We start from the raw sequence: 20362 nt of genomic DNA on the forward strand, positions 1-20362 counted from the left end.
GGGCGAGGTAGCTATAACTGCCTACCAACTTCTATTCAAGTGATTCAATAAGAATAATGGGATCTTGATATGTCGTTATTGTCGGGTGCGGAGATGATCGTCCAGTTTCTTAAGGACGAGGGTGTACGTTACGTGTACGGTTATCCTGGCGGCGCTGTGTTGCACATCTATGATGCGCTGTTCAAGGTGCCGGAGATTGAACACATCCTTGTTCGCCACGAACAGGCAGCTACACACATGGCTGACGGTTATGCCAGGGCGACAGGGAAGGCGGGGGTTGTCTTGGTAACCTCTGGGCCAGGTGCTACGAACGCGGTCACCGGTATAGCTACCGCTTTCATGGACTCGATACCAATGGTTGTCCTTTCAGGTCAGGTTAGCAGCTGGCAAATTGGTACGGATGCTTTTCAAGAGACTGACATGATCGGAATCTCACGACCGATCGTGAAGCATAGTTTCATTGTTAAGCATGCATCAGAGATTCCGCAAATCCTCAAGAAGGCTTTTTATTTAGCAGAGTCCGGACGCCCAGGCCCAGTCGTAGTAGACCTGCCGAAAGATGTTACAAATCCAGATAACAAGTTCGAGTATGCCTATCCCCGGTCAGGAAGGATAAGGGCTTATAATCCACCTAAACATGGACATTTAGGTCAGATACAACGAGCTGCTGAGATGTTAGTCAACGCGCGCCAACCCATCATTTATTCTGGGGGAGGAGTCATACTTGGGAAGGGTTCTACTATCCTAACTGAACTTGCGCAGTTGCTTAATGCCCCAGTGACCAACACGCTGATGGGGCTTGGCGGATATCCAGGTTCTGATCGGCAGTTTGTGGGTATGCTAGGTATGCACGGTAGTTACACGGCGAATATGGCTATGCATTATGCAGATGTCATTCTCGCCGTGGGAGTAAGGTTTGACGACAGAGTCACAAATGGAGCCGATAAATTTTGTCCTGATGCGTTAGTTATCCACATAGATATCGACCCAGTATCGATATCTAAGATTGTCAAAGCCGATATTCCTATTGTGGGTGATGTGCGTAGTGTTCTTGGTGATCTTTTTACCTTTGTCTCTGAGTTGATGTCAAGAGCTGCTAGTGATCGCCTAGGCGCCTGGTGGCACCGGATTGAGGGATGGAGGGATGAGCGGGGGATGTTCCCGTACCAGAAAGGAGTTGGTGTCCTGATCAAGCCTCAGGAGGTAATTAAAGCTCTTCATGAAATTACAAGAGGGGACGCGTTCGTAGCTTCTGATGTGGGGCAGCATCAAATGTTCGCCGCACAGCATTATTTATTCGATAAGCCCAATCGGTGGATCAACTCTGGAGGGTTAGGGACAATGGGGTTCGGACTGCCCGCTGCGATGGGTGTGAAGCTTAACTTTCCAAAGAATGAAGTGATTTGTGTAACGGGTGATGGAAGTATTCAAATGAATATTCAAGAGCTCTCTACATGTCTGCAATTTGGTATAAATGTTAAGATCATTAATCTTAACAACAGTTCGTTGGGAATGGTTAGGCAGCTCCAGGATATCAATCACGGAAGTCGGCACTCTCATTCCTATATGGACTCGCTTCCCGATTTTGTCGCTGTTGCAGAGGCTTACGGGCATTTTGGCGTGCGTATCACCGACCGTGATCAGATGGCCGTACAACTAAAAGATGTTTTCAAAATAAAGGATCGACTTGTTTTTGTAGATGTACAAGTCGATCCAGAAGAGCATGTTTACCCAATGCAAAGAAAAGACGGGTCAATGCGTGATATGTACTTGAGTAAAGATGAGTCTACCGAATTTTCTTAATAAGCTGTTAGGCTGCGTGAGCAGACGGGCTGCTCACGAGAATGGAATGAACTAACTCTATTTAGTCAAGTGCGAAAGTGCTGGCGCCACTTTAGAGGGGTCATTCCCGTTGCTTGTTTCAACGCGCTTGTGAAGTGACTTTGGCTAGCGAAACCGCAACTTTCCGAAATCTCACAGAGGCTGCTATCCGAGAGCTTAAGCATTTCCTTTGCTTTTTCCAGGCGCATTTGCATCAACCATCTGTGTGGTGTTTCACCAATCTCTTGATGAAAGCTTCGTGCGAAATGGCGTCTGCTCAACCCAGCTGCGCTGGCGAGGTCGTCAAGCGAGATTTCAGAGCCAAGGTTGGCCATAACGAATTGTTTTACTCGCTTTAACCGCCACTGAGGGAGCACAACGGCAGTATTAGCTTCGAGGCTGGTGCCAGCCTTGATCAGCATTTGAGAGAGAATTGAAATCAGAAGGCCATCTCCCAACAAACTGTTGGCGGGCTGACCTCCGACTATGTTCTCCCACAGACGGTTCATCATTAATTCTACCAGTGGATCTGACCACGTTTCTTCTGCGAGAGGCCAGAACGCTTCAGTGATACGGTGAGGGCAGGTGGCCCCCAGGACGGTTTTCACTGTCTCGTTTGGTAACGCCAGTACCAGAATTGTGCGATCACCGTTTACCTCCCAAGCGCTCTCCATCTCAGATGGAACGACGAGCATTCTTCCAGGTTCCGCGATCTGACGTTGGCTATGATCGCCCATTTTCCACGACCAAGTGCACTGGTTGGAAACGGCGATAGGTAAGGCAAGAATGGTTTCGTTGACGCTTGGGTCAACGAAATTATGAGATCCCTGTTCAACCTTGATCATTCTGAAAGGTAGGCGACCTTTGGAGGATCGGTGCTCCTGCGGAAATTTCGAGTAGCTAGATCCCATGTAGAAATCTGAGTAGTTATCCCAATTGCTCAGAGGGTTGATGGCTTGTGCATGAGCGTATTCATTGAATAAAACTGGGGAATTCAGCATCTCAGGACTCGCTTACCGAAAGTAACGTTTTTCTCGCAAAAGCATTTCTTGCACAGACCATGCCATGCAGTCCTTTGGCGCGGGTGAAACGCCCGCGCGCCCCGTGCTTGCGGGTTATATTCAGTCTACTCCAAGCTTTAAGAGTGCTCTGGCCTTTTGATGAAAGAAATGGCGCTTAGGAGGGAGCGACAGCTCTAGACCGAGGATAGGATCGTGACTAGGTAGACGGGCATATAAAACAGCCAAATGCCCTCAGCCGGTCAAAACTCGAACGGTGCACTTTGTTGGTGCGTAAGTCCCCGATTAGAGAGCCATCAAATCTTTGCGAGAAAAACAATGTCAACGTCAAAGGTCAAAGTCGCGATTATTGGATCGGGCAACATTGGTACCGATCTGATGATTAAAGTGCTTCGCCAATCCTCCGTGCTTGAGGTTGTGGCAATGGTAGGTGTCGACATCAATTCAGACGGATTGGATCGTGCTCGGCGCTTTGGTGTAGCCACTACCCATGAAGGGATTGAGGGCTTATTGCGGATGCCGGAGTTCGAGGGTATTCGCATAGTCTTTGATGCTACTTCAGCTGGTGCACACAAACATCATGACGAAATTCTCCGGGCCAAAGGCGTACAGATTATCGATCTGACCCCTGCCGCGATCGGCCCCTACATCGTTCCCTCGGTGAACCTTGAAGAGCATCTGCACGAGCCAAACCTGAACATGGTGACGTGCGGTGGTCAGGCGACAATTCCTATAGTGGCGGCGGTCAATCGAGTGGCAGCGGTTCAATACGCAGAAATCATTGCGTCCATTGCATCCAAGTCGGCAGGGCCAGGAACTAGGGCCAATATTGATGAGTTCACGGAAACCACATCTCGTGGTCTGGAGCTAGTTGGAGGAGCAAAAAGGGGTAAGGCAACCATCATTCTTAATCCAGCTGAACCTCCTCTGATCATGCGGGATACCGTTCACTGCCTCTGTGCAGATGCTGACGAAGAAGCCATTCGACTGTCCGTGAACGAGATGGTCGCTAGCGTCCAGGAGTACGTACCGGGCTACCGCTTGAAGCAAAGTGTGCAGTTCGAGCGATTCACCAAAGAAAGCCCTTTGCCGCTTACCCGTCCAGCGGATCCGTTCGTAGGCTTGAAGGTTTCCGTTTTTCTTGAGGTTGAGGGGGCTGCACATTACCTCCCTGCCTATGCCGGGAACCTCGACATTATGACGTCCGCTGCGCTTAAAACAGCGGAGCGTGTATCTGAACTCCGGAACTGGATTGGGTGAGCGAAATGACCAAACTCTTTATTCTTGATGTCACCCTCCGTGATGGCATGCATGCTATTCGCCAGCAATACGACCTGGGCCACGTTCGCGATATCGTCGAAGCTCTAGACGAAGCTGGTGTTGATGGGATTGAAGTGGGCCACGGCGATGGCTTGAACGGTTCCAGCCTGACCTATGGTTTCAGCCGGCATACAGATCTCGCCTACATCGAGCAGGCGGCAAAGGTCTGCAAGCGTGCGGTGCTGACGACAGTTCTGCTGCCTGGTATCGGCACCATTGAAGACATGAAACGCGCCCGAGACGCAGGGATTAAGAACATTCGTATTGCCACCCACTGCACCGAAGGCGACATTTCGGCGCAGCATATCGCTGCTGCGAAAGACCTGGGATTGCAGGTCTCCGGTTTTCTCATGATGTCATCCGGGACGACACCAGAGTTACTGGCTCAGCAGGCGCTGAAAATGGAGAGCTACGGTGCTGGTTGTGTGTACGTGGCCGACTCTGCTGGTGGACTTACGGTTAAAGACTGTGGAGAGCGTTTCGATGCTTTGGATGCGGTTCTGAAGCCTGGGACTGATCGTGGCATTCACGCTCATGAAAACATGTCCCTTTCTGTTGCAAACAGCGTTGTTGCGGTGGAGAAGGGAGCTCGTCGAGTAGACGCGTCCTTGGCAGGTATGGGCGCAGGGGCGGGCAATTGCCCTCTGGAAGCTTTTATTGCTGTCGCTAACCACTATGGTTGGGAGCACGGATGCGATCTGTTCAAGCTCCAGGATGCGGCTGATGACCTCGTCCGACCTATTCAGGATCGGCCGGTACGCGTGGACAGGGAGACGCTCACACTTGGTTATGCCGGTGTTTATTCGAGTTTCCTGCGTCATGCCGAAAATGCTGCTGCTAAGTTCGGGCTGGATCCACGCGCTGTTCTGGTAGAGATCGGGCGCCGCCGTCTGATCGGTGGGCAGGAGGACATGATTCAAGATGTCGCTCTTGACCTCGCCAAGCAACAAAACGGTTGATCCTTTCGCAGTCTAGTTCCTTGCATCGTTAAAGAACGTCCTTCCTATGAAATCTATGGCTCTCCTGCGGCAGGTTTTTTAACCGCAAGCTGATAATTTCATATCACACAGAAACCAAGCCTACCGCCCTTACAGCTAGTTTGGGCGGAGAGCTTTCGAGGAATGGCACCGATGACATTGTCGCTTGCGCCGGACATAAACTCCGAAGTTAAAAGAAGTAATGCTGTTCAGGTTGATCAGGCAAAAAGTCGCCCCTCGACCATTCTTTCCTGTGAGGGTTTGGGAATACAGTTTGGACTATTTAAAGCTGTTGATGGATGCACGATTACTGTAGAGAAAGGATCGATCACTGGTCTGATTGGCCCTAACGGAGCCGGTAAGACTACGATGTTCAATATGATCGCAGGGGCTTATCGGCCCAGTGCAGGGAAGATCATATACAACGGTGAAGATATCACCCGGACAACACCTGATCAGCGATTCCACAAAGGCTTGGTTCGTACTTTTCAGATTCCTCACGAGTTTCACCAGTTAACGGTTTTAGAAAACTTGATGATGGTTGATCCGAATCAACCAGGAGAGTCGATATTCAGTAATTGGCTCACACCTCGTCGTGCCTCAGTCGCAGAAAAAGCTACACGCCAGAAAGCGTGGGAAGTTCTAGAGTTTTTAGAGCTCACGCATATTGCTGATCAGCGCGCAGGTCAAATATCCGGCGGTCAAAAAAAGCTGTTGGAACTTGGTCGTACAGTAATGACCAAAGCGGAACTCGTTCTCCTAGATGAACCTGCCGCCGGCGTTAATCGGACATTGCTGCGAAAACTCGAAGAAAAAATTGAGTATTTAAATAAAGAGCTCGGGTATACATTTATTTTGATCGAGCATGATATGGAGATGATTGAGCGGCTTTGTGATCCAGTCGTTTGTATGGCACAGGGCAGTGTATTGATAGAGGGCACTTTAGCGGAAGTGCGAGCCGATGCCAGGGTGCTAGAAGCTTATCTTGGCGAAACGGGGAGCAACGCAGCATGACTGCACTATTGAGGATGGCCGACGTCCGTGGCGGATACGGTGATGCGGATATATTAAATGGCGTGTCTATCGACGTGGCCAAACGCGAAATTGTCGTTATCGTTGGGCCTAACGGTGCTGGGAAGTCTACCGCGATGAAATCCATATTTGGACTTTTAAAAGTCCGAGGTGGATCTATCAAAGTAGGGGATCAAGACGTTACGGGTTGGGCTCCTAACAAAATCGTGGGCGCAGGTGTTTGCTACGTTCCTCAAGTACAGAACATTTTCGCTGACATGACGGTACATGAAAATTTTGAGATGGGCGCCTTTTTGCGTAAAGGTGACTATTCGGCAGCATTGGACAATGTGTATCACCTGTTTCCCGATCTGAAAGCAAAAGCTAAGGCCCCAGCGGGCAGTCTTTCAGGCGGTCAGCGCCAAATGGTCGCTATGGGGCGGGCACTTATGCTTGATCCACAAGTTCTTCTTTTAGATGAACCTACAGCTGGCCTATCTCCCAAATACATGGAGCAGATATTCCAGATCAGCCGAGACATTCGGGATACAGGCGTAGCCATTCTCTTGGTTGAGCAACACGCTAAACAAGCGCTAGCGTTCGCCGATCGCGGTTATGTACTTGCAGCAGGAAAAAATCGCCACGAGGGCACCGGGGCCGAGCTATTAGGCAATCGGCAAGTCGCTGAAATGTTTTTGGGTGGATAAGAAAGATCTATGAGCATTCTCGATTTCATTAACTTCTATCTAGTACCCGGTATCGTCCAAGGCTCTGTATATGCGCTTGGAGCTATTGGGGTAACTCTGGTCTACGCAATAATGCGTCACGGGCATTTTGCTCATGGAGATATGGCGACACTGGGCGCTTTCGTTGCGTTATTTGTTGTCACATCTTTAGGGTTGCCGATCTATGTAGCCCTTCCGGTGGCAGTTGTTCTATCTGGTTCGGTTGCAGTAGGGATTGATCGTGTGTTCTATGCCCACTTGCGTAGTCGACCAATGATCATCACCACTATTGCTTCTCTCGGGATAGCATTGATGCTGCGTTCGGTGGTTCAAATGATTTGGGGCGTAAATACCGAAAGCTATAGTCTCGGAATTACCCGGCCTCACGATTGGTTTGGCGTCAAGATAAAAAGCTATGAGATTATCACGTTGTGGGTAGTGGTGGGTTTGGTCATTACTCTGCAACTGTTTTTGACAAACACCAAGTGGGGCAAGGCGATGCGTGCCATGTCCGACAACCCGAACTTGGCACTTTTGTGCGGAATAGATAATCGCAAGGTTGTGACTTTGACCTGGATGATTGTCGGTGGTTTGTGTGCTGCGTCAGGTTTCTTCCTTGGACTTAACACCGAAGTTAAATCGATGATGGGCTGGAACATTCTTTTGCCGACATTTGCCGCTGCAATCCTGGGAGGCGTAGGACGAATTGAAGGAGCGATTGTGGGGGGCTTGATCGTGGGGATTGTGGAAGAACTTTCAGTTCTAGCGATTCCGACGGAATACAAAATATTGGCCCCATTCGTCATTCTTCTCGTCGTCCTGTTAATGCGCCCGACGGGGATTTTTCACGGCAAACTTTTGTAGGCAGAGGTGGTTTTTATGGAATGGCTTGAAGCATTAAATTATCCCGTCTACTTGGCCATATTTATTTGTATTTACGGCTGCATTGCGCTGGGTTTGAATATCCAGTGGGGGTTCGCTGGCTTGTTCAACGCCGGCATCGCAGGGTTCTTCGCTGTAGGTGCTTACACCTCAGCGATTCTGACCTCGCCTCACGCGGAAGGTCGACTTGGTGGGTTTGAACTATCAGTTCCGCTGGGGATGATAGGGGCGATGGTGGTCACATCAATACTGGCTTGGCCTATCGGTAAAATATGCCTGCGGTTTCGTTCTGATTATTTGGCCATCGTTTCTATCGGGTTTGCCGAGGCCATCCGTTTAGTGGCGCGATCAGAAGATTGGTTGACCAACTCAGCTCGTGGCATAAGCGGGATTCCTCGGCCATTCGGCGATCTGCCCTATGCCCAGGCGCAATGGGCTTACTTAGCAGTAGCGGCCTCCATCCTTTTGGTGGCTTACCTACTGATCGAGCGTCAGGCACGTTCGCCATGGGGAAGGATGATGCGTGCAATTCGCGACAATGAAACTGCAGCGTTGGCGATGGGGAAAGATGTCCCTTATCGCAGGCTTCAAGCTTTCATTCTGGGTTCCGCACTCATGGGCCTAGCAGGCGCACTGTATGTTCACCTGGCTCGAACTATTACGCCAGATGCCATTGATCCTATGATCATTACGTTCCTGGCATGGATCATGGTTATTTTGGGCGGCTCTGGAAACAATCGAGGCGTATTGCTTGGCGCTCTAATCATCTGGTTGATCTGGTCTTCATCCGAGTTTGTTACTGATCAGTTACCGGCCGAATGGGCTTTGAAAGCCAAATATGCGCGAATATTTCTGATTGGGTTACTACTTCAACTCGTTCTTCGATTCCGTCCGGAGGGATTGTTGCCCGAGGCAATGCGAAAAGTAATAAGTCCGGTAAAAAAAGCGCAGCCCCCTGTGAGTGATGCAGCCTGCGAAGTTAGCCCGTCCTCAAATAAATAAAAACATCAATTGATGCACTGCCACTACCTAAGCACTGGAGCTTCGTATGAACTTTAAGAAGATTGGATTGTGTTCAGTTTTGCTCGGTACCATTGCTGTCAGCGTACCTGCTTTTGCAGATATTAAGATTGGGCTTTTGGGTGGGATTACAGGTGGTACTGCTGCATTAGCGCCGGAAATTATGAAGGCCTATGACCTTGCGGTGAAACAAGTTAATGACCAAGGCGGTATGCTGAAGGGCGATAAATTAGTTGGTATCACTTCGGACGATGGTTGCAACCCTCAACTGAGTGCTGATGCCGCTACCAAACTGGTTAACGTATCCAAGGTCTTGGGTGTGGTAGGGCCGTGGTGCTCTGGTGCGGTTCTTTCTGCGGCTAACTCTGTAACTATTCCCGCTGGCATCGTTTTGATTACCCCGGCAGGCACCTCGCCTGAACTATCTAAGCTGAAAGATAAAGATACGGTTTTCCGCACTATCCCGTCTGATGAATATCAAGGTCAGGCACTCGCACGTACTCTGATCTCGCGTGGCACAAAAACTGTCGCTGTGTCGTTTATCAACAATGATTACGGCAAAGGCTTCGCAGAGGCCTTCAAGAAGGAGTATGAGTCAATCGGCGGTAAGGTCACCGGTTATGCTGCGCATGAAGAGAACAAGTCTTCATATCGTTCTGATTTGGCCCAGTTGGCGAAGTCTGGTGCCGGTACTCTGCTGGTATTCGACTATGGCGACACTTCCGGTCTGACCATTATGCGTGAAGCCATTGAAAATGACTTCTTCAAGAATTTCATTGGCGGAGAAGGTATGAAGTCCGCTGCGCTGATCAAGGGGGTGGGAACAGACAACCTGTCTAACTTCCTTGTCTCTTCTCCCGTGGGTGTTGAGTCCGAATCGCTGAAGCTGTTTAGCGAGGCATTCAAGAAGGATGGTGGAGACCCTAACGCCATCTTCACAACGACTGGCTACGATGCCGTTTTCATGCTTGCACTTGCGCTTGAGAAGGCGGGTGGCGACAAAACCAAATTGCCAGAAGCCTTGCGTGCTATTTCAGACGGTAAGGGAGAGCCAATCCTGGCGGGTGAGTGGAAGAAGGCCAAGGAACTGATCGATGCTGGAAAAGACATCGATTACAAAGGCGCGTCTGGTGAGTTGAAATTTGACGCTAACGGCGATGTATCCGGCAATTACGCCTTGTTCAAGGTCGTAGGGAAGGATTTCGAGATAGTCACAGCCATGAATTAATTATCAAAAAAGCTCCGAATGACATCCCCACATTCGGAGCTTTTGATGCACTGATTTTTTCCAATGCAATCTTCGGAAGGAGCAAAACTCCTCTTCATCCCACCATCTCGGCGATTTTAGACGCCGGTCGTAATCTCCCCCGTTTATGAAACGTTGTCCATAGAGGAAGCCCGACGACGGGCCAAACAAGGGTACATCTACGCTCAGACCACAGCTGTCTCATCGGTGCAAAACTCGACGATTGCTGGTCGACACGGAGGCATCAAGATTCGCATTTACAATGCCTTCCGGAGAGTCTGTCTTCCCTGCCGTAATCTTTTTTCACGGTAGCGGTTTTTGTGTTCTCGATCTTGATTCACACGACGAGATCTGCCGATTGCTTTGTTTGGGAGCTCCATGCGTTGTTGTATCTGTGGATTACGGACTTACTCCAGAGTCGCCAAATCCCCGAGGGTCAGATTACAGTCTTGATGCCGCTAAATGGGTGGCGGATAACGCAGCGGCCTTGTCGATCGACGCTGAAAAAATTGTTTTAGCTGGAAATAGTGCTGGCGGAAATATGGCTGCGGTCTCGGCGTTTCGGTTGCGTGATGAGGGCATGTCCCTGGCCTGTGGTCTGTTGCTCTTTTATCCGGTTACCGATCATTACGACGCGCAGTATCCAAGCTACACCAGTTTTGATACTGGCTTCGGGCTAACGGCCAACACCATGCACTGGTTTGGGATATGTACCTTGATGATCCTCGGGTAGCTAGCCAAGCCTACGTTTCACCAGGCCGCGCTGACTTACATGGCCTACCGTCCACGCATGTCCAAACTGCTGAATTTGATGCCCTGCGCGATGAGTCGGAGGCCTTCGTTATAAGGCTCCAGGAGTTCTCTGTTCAAGTGACGTGGAAAAGGGACTATGGCTTGAACCATGGCTATCTTCGTTGGGCTGCTGAGATTGGCGAAGCTGGGACGAAAATGTCGGAAACCTGTGAATGGCTGCTCAAGATTTGGGGAGCCGAGGCAGGCCAGTGAATCTGCGCAGACCTCACTCACTATGGCTGTTTCCTGAAACTTTAGGCCTGCTCGTTAAAGCTCGTTAAATAGGGGCTGGTATCGTATTCCCATATTCATTTCGTTTTTTTCGAGTCAAAAATTGGCGCTTGCGCAGTTTCCCTGAACGTTAAAAAACGGCGTACCAACACTTAAATTTACAGGGTGGATTCAATGACACTTCGGCTCGCTGAACGGATGATCAACGTCAAGCCATCGGCTATTCGCCAATTGCTGAAGCTTGGCGCGGATCCGGAAATTATTTCGTTTGGAGGAGGCTATCCTGATGCATCGTTGTTTCCTCTTGAACAGCTGAATCATGTGTATCAGACGGCGATTCTTGACCAAGGTCGAGACTCTCTGCAATACACCGTATCTAATGGGTCGTTGAAACTTCGTGAACAAATCGCTGAGCGCATGGCGAAAGAAGGCGTGGCCTGTGGGCCAGACAACGTGCTTGTTCTCCAGGGCGGTCAGCAAGGTCTGGATTTAGTCGCAAAACTGCTGATCAATAAGGGCGATGGTATTGTTGCCGAAGACCCAACTTTTCTGGGCGCGTTGATCGCGTTCAACCCTTATGAGCCGCGTTACATTCCTGTCAAGATGGATGATGACGGAATGGATATGGACGCTTTGGCTCAAGCCCTGGAGACAAACTCCGGGGTTAAATTTATTTATGTAATTCCGGATTTCCAGAACCCAACAGGCGTAACCCTGAGTCTGGATCGGCGCAAGCGCCTCATAGAGCTTGCTAACAAACATGATCTGATTGTGCTTGAGGATACTCCTTATCGTGAGATCCGTTATCAAGGCGAGGCACTTCCCCCTATTAAGACCTTCGATACCGAAGATCGCGTAATTTACTTGGGTAGTTTCTCGAAAATTCTCGCTCCGGGCCTTCGTTTGGGTTGGGCTGTTGCGTCTGAAGAATTGATCCAGCAACTGAGTTTGCTGAAGCTCGCCGCCGATACGCAATGCAGCACTCTGAATATGGCTGCAGTATCACTCTTCATGGAAAAATACGATATGGATGCTCATATCGAGTCAATTCGTCAGGTTTATCTGCGCAAGAAAGACTTGATGCTGAATACTATTCGAGAGACTTTTCCTGCTTCGGTTCGCTATACAGAGCCAAGTGGCGGTATGTTTACCTGGTTGACGTTTCCTGAGGGTTTTGATGCAGGAACATTTATGCTTGAGCAGGCCTTGCCTAAGGCTAAAGTTGCTTATGTTCCCGGTGCTAGCTTTTTTTCAGTAGATCAAAAAGTTAATACCGCCCGAGTCAGTTATTCGACACAGTCGGATGAAAATATAGTCAAGGGCATCAGTGCTCTCGGTAATCTCCTAACAGCCGAGCTTTCATAGGCGTGACGGGATAGGTGGTTCAGCGTATGCCAAATATCGACATAGAAAGTTTCAGGGTTGTCTTGGTCTTGGGGCTATTAGTGGTGATTTTTTTCAAACGCTGAACTGCTCTTTCCTTCTGTGCCCGGCTCGAAAGACTCGGGCATTGTTAATCTGAGGCACCGAAGTGAACATTTTTATCAATGTGCAGCTGAGAGAGCATACTCAGTGTGCGGCTGATTTTTTTGAGAAAGCAATGCGGCAATATGATGAGGTGCGGGCTATGTATCGTTATGGGCCCGATTTTGAATATGTTCTACGAGTGTTAGTGGATGATGTTGCTTCGGCTGAGCAGTTGATCCGCGAGGTCGTAATGAATATACCGACAGTAATCGTTTTGCGGTCTATTAAATAGTTTATTTAATAGTTCGATAACAAAAATAAGGAGACGGCTATGAGCCATATTCAACTGCATGATTTTTTGCCTGGCCAATCAGCCGATACTAACGCCGATAGCGCTGAAACAGCAGAGTGGCGTGAAGCGCTTCTGTCTTTGGTAGAGCATGCCGGGCCAGCCCGCGCGAGGGAAATCCTCGACATGCTATCCGAGGTAGCTCGCGATCCTGCGATTGGCTGGCGTCCGATGCTAGGGTCTCCTTATGTCAATACAATCACTGTCGACCAGCAACCTCCGTTTCCTGGTGATTTGGCAATCGAAGAGCGCCTTGCTTCGATCATGCGATGGAACGCACTCGCTATGGTCGTGCGGGCCAACCAAGCTTACGGTGAACTCGGCGGCCACATATCGAGCTATGCCAGTGCGGCAGACCTGTTCGAGGTGGGGTTCAACCACTTTTTCAAGGGGCCAGATAGTGCGATAGGGCCCGATTTGGTCTTCTATCAGCCTCACTCAGCTCCTGGTGTATACGCACGAGCTTTCCTTGAGGGGCGCCTGAGCGAAGAAAACCTTGATCATTATCGTCAAGAGATCGTGGCAAGTCGTAAGGGAGTTCAAGGTCTCTCCAGCTATCCGCACCCATGGCTGATGCCTGACTTCTGGCAGTTTCCTACTGGTTCGATGGGGATCGGCCCGATCTCGTCAATCTATCAAGCTCGCTTCATGCGCTACCTTCAGCACCGCAATTTGCTGAACACCGAAGGTCGAAGGGTGTGGGGTGTATTCGGTGATGGTGAGATGGATGAGCCGGAAAGCATGTCTGCGTTGACGCTCGCCGCTCGGGAAGGGCTGGATAACCTTGTCTGGGTCGTGAACTGCAACCTTCAGCGCTTGGACGGGCCTGTTCGAGGCAATGGTCGCATCATTGACGAGTTGGAAGCACTTTTCTCTGGGGCAGGTTGGAACGTCATTAAGCTCGTGTGGGGCTCGGATTGGGACGGACTGTTCGCCAGGGACAAGGATGGGGCGCTTGTCAGAGCGCTTTCCACCACAGTGGATGGTCAATTTCAGACATTTGCTGCGAAGGACGGTCGTTACAATCGTGAGCATTTCTTTGGCCAGAACGAGTCGCTTGCCGCTCTGGCTCAGGGGCTGACGGACGAGCAAATCGATCGTCTCAAGCGTGGCGGCCATGACATGGTCAAAATCTTTGCCGCCTACCAAGCGGCCATGCTCGAAAAAGGTCGTCCTACCGTCATCCTTGCCCAAACTAAAAAGGGTTATGGGATGGGTGAAGCTGGGCAAGGAAAAATGACCACGCACCAGCAGAAGAAGTTAGATAGAGAGTCGCTGATCGACATTCGAAATCGCGCCAATCTCCCTCTCTCCGATGCCCAGGTGGAGTCACTCAGCTATTACAAACCTTCTGAGGGAAGCTTGGAGCTTGAGTATCTGCTTGAGCGCCGCCGTACTCTTGGAGGTTTCAGTCCTTCCCGTTGCCCAAAAGCTCCGGTACTCAATGTGCCGGCGATGTCGGGTTACGCCGCGTTCGCGACGCATGCTGAAGGTAAGGAAATGTCGACGACGATGGCTTTCGTCAGAATGCTCAGCGGACTGCTAAAAGACAAAGAGTTGGGGCCGAGGATCGTTCCCATCGTTGCGGACGAGGCCAGAACATTTGGTATGGCCAACCTCTTCAAACAAATTGGTATCTACTCAAGCGTAGGGCAGCGCTACGAGCCTGAAGATATCGGATCTATCTTGAGCTACCGGGAAGCGCTTGATGGCCAGATTCTGGAAGAGGGTATTAGTGAGGCCGGTGCTATCAGTTCGTGGGTTGCGGCTGCTACCAGCTATTCGGTACACGGCGTGCCTATGCTGCCGTTCTATATCTACTACTCCATGTTCGGTTTTCAGAGAGTTGGAGATTTAATTTGGGCTGCAGCGGATCAACGCGCGCGTGGCTTCCTGCTTGGTGCTACAGCAGGGAAAACAACGCTCGGAGGTGAAGGGCTTCAACACCAAGACGGCAGCAGTCATATCTGCGCTTCCTTGGTGCCCAACTGCAGGGCATACGATCCGGCGTTCGCTGGTGAGTTTGCGGTGATCCTCGATCACGGGATGCGGCAGATGCTTGAGCATCAGGTTGATGAGTTCTATTACGTCACCCTGATGAACGAAAACTATGCGCAACCTAGTCTGCCTACCGGTGTAGAGGCCGGAATCCTCAAGGGCATGTATCTCTTCGAATCGCACACAGTGCCTGATAGTAAACGACAAATTCGGCTCCTGGGGTCGGGGACGATTTTGCGTGAAGCCATCGCGGCGGCAGAACTGCTTGAGCAGGACTGGCAGGTGGGCAGTGAAGTCTGGAGCGTGACTAGCTTTACCGAGCTTGCGCGCGATGCTCGCGAAGTCGAACGTTTGAATCGTCTGAATCCGTTGAACCCACAAAATGATTCACACGTATGCACCTCTCTGCCTGGTGCGGTACCGATTATTGCTGTCACTGACTACGTCAGAGCATTGCCGCAATTGATCTCGTCTTATGTTGAGGCGCCGTTCACTGCGATGGGTACCGATGGTTTCGGACGAAGCGATACCCGTGAGGCACTGCGCAGTTTCTTTGAAATCGATCGTTTCCACATTGTGCTCAGTGCTCTGACTTCACTGGTTAAACAAGGTGTGCTCAGCCCAGAAGTTTGTTTGCAAGCGATCCAGAAATACGGGATCGAAAAGGCGCCACACGCTCCTTGGGAATGTTGAGTCTTTAATTTGCTGCCACGGCAGCAATCACAAGTTGAATGATTTTTCATTTTCAAATCGGTGAGCCGTTGTGGCGGCTCGCCAGGAGTGAGTGCATGAGCATGCTGCAGGAAGTTTTTGTTCCCAACATCGGTGATTTTAAAGAGGTGGAGGTTATCGAGGTGCTTGTTGCTGATAACGAGCACGTCGAGCCTGGACAGAGTCTTATTGTTGTAGAAACAGACAAGGCATCGATGGATATCCCAGCTCCAAGCGCCGGTACCATCAAGTCGCTAAAAGTTGCCGTAGGCGACAAGGTAAGTGAAGGGAAGTTGATCGCGATGTTGCAGGTGGCGCAGGCAGCGCCAAGTGAGGTGCCTGAGGCCGCCACTGCTACGCCTGAAGCGAGTGAAGCCAGTGCTCAACTCATTCAGGCCCAGGCTGCAGAGCCAGCCCCGTCACCTGTTACAAGTGTTGTACAGCCTAAAGTAGAGGCTGCACCGACAACATCCGGTCAACTTGTTTTTGCGTCTCCATCAGTACGCAAGATCGCCAGAGAACTAAACGTCTCGTTGGCTGAAATCAAAGGCAGTGGCCCTCGCTCCCGAATTACCAAGGACGATGTCCAACGGTATGTACGGGAGGTGATGTCGGGTGAATTCCAGGCTAAAGGTCAGAAGGTCGCTCAAGCGTCAACCGGTGTAGGTATGCCTGGGTTACTGCCATGGCCAGAAGTTGATTTCGAAAAATTCGGCCCGGTGGAGCGTCGTGAGCTTTCACGAATCAAGAAAATCAGTGGTGCCAACCTTCATCGTAACTGGGTGATGATCCCTCATGTTACGAACCATGAAGATGCTGATATTACTGAGCTTGAGCAGTTCCGAGTACAAGTCAACCAAGGGCAGGATAAAGCGAAGGCAAAAATTACTTTGCTTGCATTGCTTATGAAAGCGTCTGTAGCTGCGCTCAACAAATTTCCGGAGTTCAACTCTAGTTTGGTAGGGGAGGAGATAGTATTTAAGAATTACTATCACATCGGGTTTGCGGTAGATACTCCAAACGGCTTGGTTGTACCAGTAGTGCATGACGTGGATAAAAAAGGCGTCTTTGCAATTGCAGAGGAAATGTCATCTCTTTCAATTCGTGCTCGTGAAGGAAAATTGTCAGGGCGAGATATGCAAGGTGGGAGTTTTACGATTTCATCGTTGGGTGGAATTGGAGGCACTTATTTTACTCCGATTATCAATGCCCCTGAGGTTGCGATTCTGGGAGTGGGTAAGAGTTCTACTCGCGTTGTGTGGAATGGCAAAGAGGGAGTGCCTCGGTTGATACTTCCTCTCAGCTTAAGTTGGGATCATCGTGTTATAGATGGTGCCGCAGCCGGCCGCTTCAATGCTTATTTGGCAAATATGCTGGCTGATTGTCGACGTTTGTTGCTGTAATCCGTGCAAAAGCCATAAAACAAAAAACGTTATTTCTACTGCCATCATTCTAAATGTTGAACGAGAGTATGAATATGAAACGTACTGCGCGACCTTGGGTGACTTCGATTTTTGCAGCACTACTGGTGTGTGGACAAGCACACGCAGCAGATACATCGCTGTGGACAGCTTACAACCAGACAATGAAGTCGGCCAAATATATTGATCTGACCCATGCGTTTGAGCCGGATCAAGCAGTTTGGCCAGGTTTTGGGAATGCGAAGTTCAAGGCTGCGGTAGCGGGTGCAACGATTCCTGGCTTTGTTGAGAAGGGCGAGGAGTTCACCTATGAGAAGCATGGATTTGTAGCAACAGCCTACGAGATTCCAACGGATCAATATGGCACGCAGCTGGATCCACCTTCGCATTGGAACCCTGTCGGCGCCACCATCAGTGATCTGCCGGCAACGTTCTCTGTGCGTCCTCTGGTGGTGATCAATATCTCCGACAAAGTCCAGAAAGACCCGGGCTATCACATGCAGGTTTCTGACGTGATGGAATGGGAAAAACGCAACGGCCGAGTTCCTGAGGGAGCTGTCGTTATGGTGAGGTCGGATTGGTACAAGTTGTGGAACGATCATGATCGTTTTCGCAATGCCCCTTTCCCGGGAGTGAGCCTCGCAGCTTTGAAGTTTCTGCACTTGGATCGAAAAACTCTGATGCACGGTCACGAGCCTCTAGATACTGACTCCACTCCGACGATGGAGGGGGAAACCTGGTTGATGCACAACAATTTTGCTCAGGCAGAAGGTGTTGCGAATCTCGACAAAGTCCCCGAAGCCGGGGCTCTGATTTCAATCGGTTTCGCCAAGCCTCTCGGTGGCAGTGGTGGTTACGCGCGTTATGTTGCCATTGCACCCTCAACTTGGACGATGGGTGAAACACTGAAGGAAGAGCCTGGTGCACCATTGCCTACTCAGAAGGCGCCGCTCAAACGCGATTCTTTGGGTGTGATGCGTCCTACGCCTTGATCTGACCTGTCTGACTTCAACTGACCAACTCCAAGTTATTTGGAGCTGGTCAGTTGGCTTGATTCCATAAAAATTAAAATAAAAAAAGGGGGCTTTATGGCCGCTTCCGATCGTGTCGATGTCAGTGTGTTTCTGGATTCACAACCGATTGGTGTTCGCCAGTGGATTGTTTTTGTGCTGTGTCTGGTGGTCTTAGGGATCGATGGTTTTGATACGACCTCCATCGGTTTCATTGCCCCGGCTCTCGTAGACGATTGGGGTATCCAGCGCCATGACTTAGGGCCCGTCATGATGAGTGGCCTGTTTGGCGTGGCGGTGGGTTGTGTCATTGCAGGGCCCTTGGCCGACCGCTTCGGGCGCCGTGTGGTGATTATTGGATCGATTTTGTCCATCGGAATATGGAGCTTAATATCCGCTTTTTCCGGGGATATCATTTCGCTGAGCGTATTCAGGTTCTTAACTGGGCTTGGCTTAGGTGCATCGATGCCCAATGCGGCGACCTTGGTCTCAGAGTTCGCTCCGAAGCGCCGTCGATCGCAGATGGTGACAAGTATTTATTCTGGTTTCGCAATTGGCGCTGCACTCGGAGGGCTGGCTAGTGAGTCACTCATCGCGAGTTATGGGTGGCGCTCAGTGTTAATCGTTGGCGGCATCATCCCCATCGTATTTTCTTTTTTTCTACTGTTTTGGCTTCCTGAATCCATTGCTTTTATGGCTCATCGTCGTGATAAGTACGTCGGTAAAATTATCAAATCTGTTAACTCGATGTGTCCAAGGCTGGTTGATTCTAGTACAAAATTCTTCACGTCCGAAGACTCTGTAAAAGGACATAGCTCTGTACGGGCGTTGTTTTCTAAGAATTACTATAGCGGTACATTGCTTATCTGGCTTGTTTTATTTGTAGGCTTGATAAATCTTTATCTTCTGTCGAGTTGGTTACCGTTATTAAGCCGTGATGCTGGTCTGAGCATGGCTCAAGCAGCAGTTATTGGTGCATTGTTTCAGGCTGGCGGGATTTTTGGGAATCTCGCGATTGGAATAAAAATGGATAATTGGGAGCACCACAAGGTCGTTGCGCTGACGATTCTGGGTGGGGCACTCACAGCTTTTGTTATTGCATTGAATAAGCCAAGTGTATTTTTCCTATATCCGTCAATAATTGTGTTGGGGTATTTCGTTAATAGTGCGAATGCAGGTGCATATGCTTTGGCTGCAAATTTCTACCCATCTCAGTTTCGGGCAACAGGTGTGAGTTGGGCAACAGGAATGGGGCGTTTAGGTGCCATTTGCGGAGCAGGAATTGGAGCCTCAATGCTCGGAATGGGATGGGGGTTTAGAGAGCTTTTCTTTTTTATAAGCTTGCCTGCGTTGATCGGTGCGGCAGCGGTATTCGTAAAAAAAATCAGTGCACAACCAGCAAGTTCATTGACTACAACATAGTGCCAACATGCTTAGTCGCTTGGTAATAACGGATCTCAGTGTGACGTGGAGTAAGGACATGGCGTTTTTCACCGCTGCTAGCAAAGTTGATTTTCAGGAGCAGCTGCAATCGGCCTTGGGGCAGCACATCAGTGAGCATTCGGAATCGTACCTGAAGATGTTCACTGATCAGTTTTTCGGCATCATTTCCCTGGACGAACTGACCCAGCGTCGGTTGTCTGACCTCGCCGGTTGCACCCTTTCTGCATGGCGTTTGCTTGAGCGTTTTGATCACGCGCGACCGCAAGTTCGGGTCTACAACCCTGATTACGAGCGCCATGGTTGGCAATCCACTCACACGGTAGTTGAGGTATTGCATTCCGACTTGCCATTCCTGGTTGATTCGGTGCGTACCGAGCTGAGCCGTCGCGGCTACAGCATCCATACCCTCCAAACCACCGTGCTGTGCGTGCGTCGCGGCGATAAGGGGGAGCTGCTGGAAGTTTTGCCGAAAGGTACCCAGGGCGACGACGTGCTGCAAGAGTCGCTTATGTATCTTGAGATTGACCGGTGTGCCAATCCAAGTGATCTGAGCTTGCTGAGTCATGAAGTTGAGCAGGTGCTAAGTGAAGTTCGGGCGGCAGTTGCTGACTTTGAGCCTATGAAAAATAAGGTTCAAGAGATGCTCGGGTTGATCAGTCAGTCTTCGTTCCCCATGGATGAGGAGGAGAAAGCTGAGATCAAATCCTTTCTCCAATGGCTGACTGACAACCGTTTTACTTTTTTGGGTTATGAAGAGTTTGTCGTTACTGACCATGACGATGGAGGTCAACTGCTTTATAACGAGCAATCCTTTCTCGGCTTGTCCAAACTGCTGCGTGCCGGCCTGACCGTCGACGATCTGCGCATCGAAGACTACGCCGTCAACTACCTGCGCGAACCGACGCCGCTGTCGTTCGCC

The 20362-nt window shown here is 50.2% G+C and carries 15 protein-coding genes and 2 pseudogenes; 16 read left to right on the forward strand and 1 reads right to left on the reverse strand.

The genetic code is table 11. The annotated features are described in order from the left end of the window. Nucleotides 1–69: 69 nt before the first annotated feature. The gene (locus tag ACQKPC_RS17090) at nt 70–1803 is read left to right on the forward strand and encodes an acetolactate synthase 3 large subunit (protein ID WP_427625640.1); all 1734 of its coding nucleotides are present in this window, start codon (nt 70–72) and stop codon (nt 1801–1803) included. A gap of 65 nt (nt 1804–1868) precedes the next feature. Here ACQKPC_RS17090 and ACQKPC_RS17095 read toward each other — a convergent pair whose 3' ends face one another. Further along, on the reverse strand, nt 1869–2822 hold the full coding sequence (locus ACQKPC_RS17095; RefSeq protein WP_427625641.1) for a helix-turn-helix domain-containing protein: 954 nt from the start codon (nt 2820–2822) through the stop codon (nt 1869–1871). Nucleotides 2823–3158: 336 nt separating this feature from the next. Between ACQKPC_RS17095 and ACQKPC_RS17100 the strand changes: the two genes are divergently transcribed. The 15 genes and pseudogenes from ACQKPC_RS17100 to ACQKPC_RS17170 all read left to right on the forward strand — a co-directional run. Beyond that, entirely contained in the window at nt 3159–4100 is a 942-nt protein-coding gene (locus ACQKPC_RS17100; protein ID WP_427625642.1) for an acetaldehyde dehydrogenase (acetylating), read from the forward strand. Nucleotides 4101–4105: 5 nt separating this feature from the next. Then, entirely contained in the window at nt 4106–5119 is a 1014-nt protein-coding gene (gene dmpG / locus ACQKPC_RS17105; protein ID WP_427625643.1) for a 4-hydroxy-2-oxovalerate aldolase, read from the forward strand. A gap of 171 nt (nt 5120–5290) precedes the next feature. Further along, nucleotides 5291–6151 (forward strand): ABC transporter ATP-binding protein, encoded by an 861-nt coding sequence (locus tag ACQKPC_RS17110; RefSeq protein WP_427625644.1) that lies wholly within the window; start codon nt 5291–5293, stop codon nt 6149–6151. Then, nucleotides 6148–6855 (forward strand): ABC transporter ATP-binding protein, encoded by a 708-nt coding sequence (locus ACQKPC_RS17115; RefSeq protein WP_427625645.1) that lies wholly within the window; start codon nt 6148–6150, stop codon nt 6853–6855. Before ACQKPC_RS17110 ends, ACQKPC_RS17115 begins: the two co-directional genes overlap by 4 nt. Nucleotides 6856–6864: 9 nt before the next feature. Next, a complete protein-coding gene (locus tag ACQKPC_RS17120) occupies nt 6865–7737 on the forward strand; it encodes a branched-chain amino acid ABC transporter permease (RefSeq protein ID WP_427625646.1) in 873 nt (290 codons plus the stop codon). A gap of 15 nt (nt 7738–7752) precedes the next feature. Next, nucleotides 7753–8757 (forward strand): branched-chain amino acid ABC transporter permease, encoded by a 1005-nt coding sequence (locus ACQKPC_RS17125; RefSeq protein WP_427625647.1) that lies wholly within the window; start codon nt 7753–7755, stop codon nt 8755–8757. Nucleotides 8758–8803: 46 nt separating this feature from the next. Beyond that, complete coding sequence (locus ACQKPC_RS17130; protein ID WP_427625648.1) at nt 8804–10003, forward strand: ABC transporter substrate-binding protein; 1200 nt, start codon at nt 8804–8806, stop codon at nt 10001–10003. 280 nt (nt 10004–10283) lie between these two features. Further along, nucleotides 10284–11026, forward strand: a pseudogene (locus ACQKPC_RS17135) (alpha/beta hydrolase). A gap of 192 nt (nt 11027–11218) precedes the next feature. Next, nucleotides 11219–12409 carry a PLP-dependent aminotransferase family protein gene (locus tag ACQKPC_RS17140; protein WP_427625649.1) on the forward strand — a complete coding sequence of 397 codons (1191 nt, stop codon included), beginning with the start codon at nt 11219–11221 and terminating at the stop codon, nt 12407–12409. Between the two features lie 184 nt (nt 12410–12593). After that, nucleotides 12594–12803: an Lrp/AsnC ligand binding domain-containing protein gene (locus ACQKPC_RS17145; protein WP_427625659.1), complete on the forward strand. Its 210-nt coding sequence runs from the start codon at nt 12594–12596 to the stop codon at nt 12801–12803. Nucleotides 12804–12842: 39 nt separating this feature from the next. Beyond that, a complete protein-coding gene (gene mdeB / locus ACQKPC_RS17150) occupies nt 12843–15551 on the forward strand; it encodes an alpha-ketoglutarate dehydrogenase (RefSeq protein WP_427625650.1) in 2709 nt (902 codons plus the stop codon). Between the two features lie 95 nt (nt 15552–15646). Next, entirely contained in the window at nt 15647–16972 is a 1326-nt protein-coding gene (gene aceF / locus ACQKPC_RS17155) for a dihydrolipoyllysine-residue acetyltransferase (RefSeq protein WP_427625651.1), read from the forward strand. 74 nt (nt 16973–17046) lie between these two features. Next, nucleotides 17047–17982, forward strand: coding sequence for a cyclase family protein (locus tag ACQKPC_RS17160; protein WP_427625652.1), 936 nt, complete (start codon nt 17047–17049; stop codon nt 17980–17982). 96 nt (nt 17983–18078) lie between these two features. Beyond that, a complete protein-coding gene (locus ACQKPC_RS17165; protein WP_427625653.1) occupies nt 18079–19422 on the forward strand; it encodes an MFS transporter in 1344 nt (447 codons plus the stop codon). Nucleotides 19423–19480: 58 nt separating this feature from the next. Further along, nucleotides 19481–20362, forward strand: a pseudogene (locus ACQKPC_RS17170) (NAD-glutamate dehydrogenase); the annotation flags it as partial.

This window comes from Pseudomonas sp. NPDC089918, from assembly GCF_050280605.1.
Taxonomy (GTDB): Bacteria; Pseudomonadota; Gammaproteobacteria; order Pseudomonadales; family Pseudomonadaceae; genus Aquipseudomonas.

Excerpts from the sequence above, each read along its gene's own strand:
- ACQKPC_RS17090 (WP_427625640.1), top strand. The coding sequence starts at position 70 with ATGTCGTTATTGTCGGGTGCGGAGATGATCGTCCAGTTTCTTAAGGAC.
- ACQKPC_RS17100 (WP_427625642.1), top strand. The coding sequence starts at position 3,159 with ATGTCAACGTCAAAGGTCAAAGTCGCGATTATTGGATCGGGCAACATT.
- ACQKPC_RS17120 (WP_427625646.1), top strand. The coding sequence starts at position 6,865 with ATGAGCATTCTCGATTTCATTAACTTCTATCTAGTACCCGGTATCGTC.
- dmpG (WP_427625643.1), top strand. The coding sequence starts at position 4,106 with ATGACCAAACTCTTTATTCTTGATGTCACCCTCCGTGATGGCATGCAT.
- ACQKPC_RS17095 (WP_427625641.1), bottom strand. The coding sequence starts at position 2,822 with ATGCTGAATTCCCCAGTTTTATTCAATGAATACGCTCATGCACAAGCC.
- aceF (WP_427625651.1), top strand. The coding sequence starts at position 15,647 with ATGAGCATGCTGCAGGAAGTTTTTGTTCCCAACATCGGTGATTTTAAA.
- ACQKPC_RS17160 (WP_427625652.1), top strand. The coding sequence starts at position 17,047 with ATGAAACGTACTGCGCGACCTTGGGTGACTTCGATTTTTGCAGCACTA.
- ACQKPC_RS17130 (WP_427625648.1), top strand. The coding sequence starts at position 8,804 with ATGAACTTTAAGAAGATTGGATTGTGTTCAGTTTTGCTCGGTACCATT.
- ACQKPC_RS17110 (WP_427625644.1), top strand. The coding sequence starts at position 5,291 with ATGACATTGTCGCTTGCGCCGGACATAAACTCCGAAGTTAAAAGAAGT.
- mdeB (WP_427625650.1), top strand. The coding sequence starts at position 12,843 with ATGAGCCATATTCAACTGCATGATTTTTTGCCTGGCCAATCAGCCGAT.
- ACQKPC_RS17115 (WP_427625645.1), top strand. The coding sequence starts at position 6,148 with ATGACTGCACTATTGAGGATGGCCGACGTCCGTGGCGGATACGGTGAT.
- ACQKPC_RS17140 (WP_427625649.1), top strand. The coding sequence starts at position 11,219 with ATGACACTTCGGCTCGCTGAACGGATGATCAACGTCAAGCCATCGGCT.
- ACQKPC_RS17125 (WP_427625647.1), top strand. The coding sequence starts at position 7,753 with ATGGAATGGCTTGAAGCATTAAATTATCCCGTCTACTTGGCCATATTT.
- ACQKPC_RS17165 (WP_427625653.1), top strand. The coding sequence starts at position 18,079 with ATGGCCGCTTCCGATCGTGTCGATGTCAGTGTGTTTCTGGATTCACAA.